This is a genomic window from Thiocapsa imhoffii (assembly GCF_016583985.1).
Lineage (GTDB): Bacteria > Pseudomonadota > Gammaproteobacteria > Chromatiales > Chromatiaceae > Thiocapsa > Thiocapsa imhoffii.
On record NZ_NRSD01000050.1, the window covers coordinates 1 to 5,571 of the forward strand.

Annotated in this window: 4 protein-coding genes and 1 pseudogene; all 5 read left to right on the forward strand. The window is 63.2% G+C overall.

The genetic code is table 11. The features are described 5' to 3' along the window. Positions 1 to 315 precede the first annotated feature (315 nt). Entirely contained in the window at positions 316 to 2,061 is a 1,746-nt protein-coding gene (locus CKO25_RS20200; protein WP_200389756.1) for a protein kinase domain-containing protein, read from the forward strand. A gap of 281 nt (positions 2,062 to 2,342) precedes the next feature. Then, on the forward strand, positions 2,343 to 4,007 hold the full coding sequence (locus CKO25_RS20205) for a protein kinase domain-containing protein (protein ID WP_200389757.1): 1,665 nt from the start codon (positions 2,343 to 2,345) through the stop codon (positions 4,005 to 4,007). 123 nt (positions 4,008 to 4,130) lie between these two features. Next, complete coding sequence (locus CKO25_RS20210) at positions 4,131 to 4,316, forward strand: type II toxin-antitoxin system Phd/YefM family antitoxin (RefSeq protein ID WP_242467781.1); 186 nt, start codon at positions 4,131 to 4,133, stop codon at positions 4,314 to 4,316. 113 nt (positions 4,317 to 4,429) lie between these two features. Beyond that, the gene (locus CKO25_RS20215) at positions 4,430 to 4,717 is read left to right on the forward strand and encodes a BrnT family toxin (protein WP_338115193.1); all 288 of its coding nucleotides are present in this window, start codon (positions 4,430 to 4,432) and stop codon (positions 4,715 to 4,717) included. 492 nt (positions 4,718 to 5,209) lie between these two features. Beyond that, positions 5,210 to 5,571 (forward strand): annotated as a pseudogene (locus CKO25_RS20220) (protein kinase domain-containing protein); the annotation flags it as partial.

A 5,571-nucleotide genomic window follows, 5' to 3' on the forward strand; every position in this document is an offset into this window, starting at 1 on the left:
GCCTTAAAGAGCATTTCGGGTCCGGTTTCGCCATCGACGACACGGATGTTCTGGAGGATATTGCACTGGTGCGCGATCCGTCGGAGACTGGCACATGAAGCTGGTCATCAATGCCAGTCCACTGATTATGGCACTGTCGTAGCGTCTTTACTCGTCTCATTGCGTGCAGCCTTCGGCTTCGCGCTGGTCTGCCGATAGACGGCGTTTGTCCTGAAGCGCTTCAATCATGACCCTGTCGCGATCAAAACGCAGGCTCTGTGCTAGAGTTCGGAGAGTCGCGAACGGAATCCCAGGTTTTCAGGATCAACCGCACTGATGGACGCCGCATCCCCCTCCGCCTGCCCCCACTGCTTCGGCGACTTGAGCGCCACGCCCTGTCCACACTGCGGCTGGCAGCCGAACGTCGACAATCCGCCCCCGGCGCTGGCCCTTGGCACCCTGCTCGACGGGCGCTACCGCATCGGCCGCGTGCTCGGGCATGGCGGGTTCGGCATCACCTATCTGGCGTGGGATGAGAACCTTCAACTGCGCTTGGCGATCAAGGAGTATCTCCCGCGCGACTGCGCCTCGCGCGCCCCGGACGGGGTGAGTCTGGCGATCTATTCCGGTCAGGCCGGCGAGCAGTTCGCCTATGGGCTGGATCGCTTTCTGGAGGAGGCACGGGCGCTGGCCCGTTTCGATCAGCATCCCGGCATCGTCACCGTCAAGAGCTTCTTCCGTGCCCACGGCACCGGTTACTGCGTGATGGACTATGTTGAGGGGCTGACGCTCAAGCAGTATCTGGAGCGTCAACCCGGCGGACGGATCCCGGTCGAGCAGGCGTGGCGGTTGCTGCAGCCCGTGATGGACGCGCTGCGCGCGGTGCACAAGGAAGGTCTGCTGCATCGGGATCTGTCACCGGACAACATCTACATCACCCGCGAGGGGCGGGTGAAGTTGTTGGACTTCGGCGCCGCGCGCTTTGCCGCCGGGGAGCACAGTCGCAGTCTCTCGATCATTCTTAAGCCCGGTTATGCGCCGGAAGAGCAGTACCGCACCCGCGGTAAGCAGGGGCCATGGACCGATGTCTATGGGTTGGCCGCGACGCTCTATCGGGCGATCACTGGGACGGTGCCGCCGGAGGCGCTGGATCGGTTGGATGAGGATGAGCTGGTGGCTCCATCGCAGCTCGGGATCGTCATCTCCTCAGATCAAGAGCGGGTTCTTTTAAAGGCGCTGGCGGTGAGAGCCGCCGCGCGGTATCCGACGATGCACGGCATGCAGGAGGCGTGGGGCGCGGTCGAGCGCGCGCAAGAGAAGCCGGTGGCCAGCGCGCCGCGCCCTGAGTCGCCAAAACCTCCACCGGTTTTCGCGGCGCCGGCATCCGAGCCAGAAGGGGCATCGCCCAACCGCTCAAGACGTTTTGGTGTCGGCGGGTTGCTGGTGATCATCGCGATCAGTGTGCTGGCCTTGGTGGGACTCAGCCAGATCGATGGGATCATCGATCCGCCCACGCCCACGCCCACGCCCACGCCCACGCCCTCACGTCCATCCTTGTCCGAGACCTCGCCAGTGACTTCGCCTTCGCGACCCGTCTCGCCGGATCTCATCTCCGGTCGCTACCAACCACTGGGTCCGGGTGGCGCCATCATCGAAGATACCACCACCAACCTACAGTGGATGCGGTGCAGCCAAGGTCAGCGTTGGAACGGCGACACCTGCGATGGGGAAGCGGCGAAACTGACTTGGGATGACGCGATGCGGCAGCCACGGGGGCTGTCTTTCGGCGGCCATGCCGATTGGCGCGTGCCGACGAAGGATGAGTTGGTGACCCTGGTTTATTGCTCCAGTGGTCAGCCGAAGACGTGGAACGATACGGGGGCTTGGTGTAAAGGAAACTTCGAGCGCCCGACCATCGACCACGTCGCCTTCCCAGATACGCCAGCCCGGTGGTTCTGGTCATCCTCGCCCAGCGCGAACCATTCCGACGGCGCCTGGTACGTGCTCTTCAGCAGCGCCCGTGACGGGGACAGCAGCAAGAGCTACGCCTACCACGTTCGGTTGGTGCGTGGCGGACAGTGATTTGCTTTTTGTGTTTTTTGCTCGGACCGTTCTCACCATCGCGGCATGTATTGCTGGCCTTGTTGATGCTTGCGAGACATCGCTGCCCGTCCAGAACTGAGGCAGATCACCCTCGGTTGCGCGTGGCTTATCTGCGTTAACCCGCGCAGACCCTCGAAGGGCGTTGGTGTCACGGCGGGCGTCGAGTACGGGCACGTCCTCGCCGGTGCAGAACGCTTGCCGTGTGCTAAAGTTTGGGGGGTGACGGCTGGGCCACTTCGTTTTCAGGATCAACCGCACTGATGGACGCCGCATCCCCCTCCGCCTGCCCCCACTGCTTCGGCGACCTGACTTCCACACCCTGTCCGCACTGCGGCTGGCGGCCGGGCGTCGACAACCCCGCGCCGGCGCTAGCCCTGGGCACCCTACTAGACGGACGGCACCGCATCGGCCGCGTGCTCGGGCATGGCGGGTTCGGCATCACCTATCTGGCGTGGGATGAGAACCTGCACCTGCGCCTAGCGATCAAGGAGTATCTGCCACGCGACTGCGCCACGCGCGCCCCGGACGGGGTGAGTCTGGCGGTCTACTCTGGCCAAGCGGGCGAACAGTTCGCCTATGGGCTAGACCGCTTCCTGGAGGAGGCACGGGCGCTGGCCCGTTTCGATCAGCATCCCGGCATCGTCACCGTCAAGAGCTTCTTCCGTGCCCACGGCACCGGTTACTGCGTGATGGACTATGTTGAGGGGCTGACGCTCAAGCAGTATCTGGAGCGTCAACCCGGCGGGCGCATCCCGGTCGAGCAGGCGTGGCGGTTGCTCGCACCCGTGATGGACGCGCTGCGCGCGGTGCATCAGGCTGGGCTGCTGCATCGGGATCTGTCACCGGACAACATCTACATCACGGGTCAGGGGCGGGTGAAGTTGTTGGACTTCGGCGCCGCGCGCTTTGCGGCCGGGGAGCACAGCCGGAGTCTCTCGATCATCCTCAAGCCGGGCTATGCCCCGGAAGAGCAGTACCGCACGCGCGGTAAGCAGGGGCCATGGACCGATGTCTACGGGTTGGCGGCGACGCTCTATCGGGCGATCACTGGGACGGTGCCGCCGGAGGCGCTGGATCGGTTGGATAAGGATGAGCTGGTGGCTCCATCGCAGCTCGGGATCGTCATCTCCTCAGATCAAGAGCGGGTTCTTTTAAAGGCGCTGGCGGTGAGAGCCGCCGCGCGGTATCCGACGATGCACGGCATGCAGGAGGCGTGGGGCGCGGTCGCGCGCGCGCAAGAGAAGCCGGCGGCCAGCGTGCCGCGCCCTGAGTCGCCAAAACCTCCATCGGTTTCCGCGGCGCCGGCATCCGAGCCAGAAGGGGCATCGCCCAACCGCTCAGGGCGTTTTGGTCTCGGCGGGTTGCTGGTGCTCATCAGTGTGCTGGCCTTGGTGGGACTCAGCCAGATCGATGAGACAGACGATTCGCCTACGCCTTTGCGACCCGTTTCGCCGGATCTCATCTCCGGTCGCTACCAACCACTGGGTCCGGACGGCGCCATCATCGAGGACACCACCACCAACCTGCAGTGGATGCGGTGCAGCCAAGGTCAGCATTGGAACGGCGACACCTGCGATGGGGAAGCGGCGAAACTGACTTGGGATGACGCGATGCGGCAGGCACGGGGGCTGTCGTTCAGTGCGTGGACCGATTGGCGCGTGCCGACGAAAGACGAGTTATTGACCTTGGTTTATTGTTCCAGTGGTCAGCCCAAGTGGAAAGGCCATGGATGTGATGGAGATTATGAGCGCCCGACGATCGATCAGGTCGCCTTCCCCAACACGCCCGATTCGTGGTTCTGGTCTTCGTCGCCGGGTGCCGACGGTTCGGTCAGCGCGTGGATCGCCAATTTCTACGATGGCAGCGGCGGCAACGGCCATAAGAGCAGCACGGTATGCGTTCGGCTTGTGCGCGCGGGACAGTGACTTTGGTTTTTGTATTTTCTGCTTCCCGTCCTGAACTGGATTCAAGGGTCGGCTGGGCCTTGTCGCCGCGAGGGGAACCGCATAAAGTTCCGCAAATGTAGAACATCCCACAGTTACCGGGTCATGCAAGAGATCGTCTCCATCCGCGAGGCCAACCAGCATCTCTCCCGTGATCTCGAACGGGTCGAGCAGGGCGCCGAGCTCGTCATCGCCCGGCGCGGCAAACCCATCGCCCGCGTGATGCCGATCACCGAGGCGAAGCTGCTCCTGCCCAGCGCGCCGCCCGCGAGCGGTTGCGCGAGCGTATAAGCCGTGGCTAGGCCCTCGGCGGCACACGCAGAGACCGCGACAGCCTTCATGAGCGCGGCCAATAAGCTGGCAGCGTTTCAGCGTCGACACCAACATCCTCATGCATTTGAAACGTGATTGACTTCGAGTGGGACACAAGCAAGGCAAAAGCGAACATCCGCAAGCACGGCGTGTCATTCGAAGAAGCGAGCACAGTCTTTGCAGATCCCTTCGAGCTCACAATATCCGACCCGGATCACTCTCATGGAGAGTATCGGTTCCTGAACATTGGCCGCTCAGAACGTGATCGCCTGCTTGTGGTCTCATACACCGAGCGACACCCGAACGCGATCCGCATCATTAGCGCCAGGCCCGCGTCCAGACCAGAAAGGCAAATTTATGACTCCAGATGCAAGCGATGAGATGCGCGCCGAGTACGACTTCTCGGAGGCCGTACAAGGCAAACATCACCGAGCGTACCAAGAAGGCACCAATGTCGTTCTTTTGGAGCCTGATGTTGCGCGTGCGTTTCGTGACTCCGCCTCTGTAAATAGGGCGCTGCGGTTGCTCTTGGAACTGGCACGCGAGCAAACGCCAAAGAACGCCCAACAATAGAATCACCTGCGGCACCAAACCGCGCGCGAATCTCTCTCTGGCTCCCACGTTCCAGCGTGGGAGCTAGAGCCTGTGAGAGCCAGAGCTCCACTCGACGGGTTCCGGAAAACTGCTGCAGCGCACATGGCTCCATCATGCCTGGGGAGTGCGAGACTCCAGCCGTGTGCTAAAGTTTGATAGTCACGGCCGCGCCGCCCCGTTTTCAGGATCAACCGCACCGATGGACACCGCACACGTCCACGCCTTGTCCGCGCTGCGGTTGGCAGCCGAACGTCGACAACCCGCCCCCGGCGCTGGTCTTGGGCACTTTGCTCGACGGGCGCTACCGGATCGGCCGGGTGCTCGGGCATGGCGGGTTCGGCATCACCTATCTGGCGCGGGACGAGAGCCTCCAACTGCGCCTGGCGATCAAGGAGTATCTGCCGCGCGACTGCGCCACGCGTGCCCCGGACGGGGTCAGTCTAGCGGTTTACTCCGGTCAGGCCGGCGAACAGTTCGCCTATGGGCTGGATCGCTTCCTGGAGGAGGCGCGGACGCTGGCCCGCTTCGATCAGCATCCCGGCATCGTCACCGTCAAGAGCTTCTTCCGTGCGCACGGCACCGGCTACTGCGTGATGGACTCTGTCGAGGGGTTGACGCTCAAGCATAGGGCGTTGGCCAT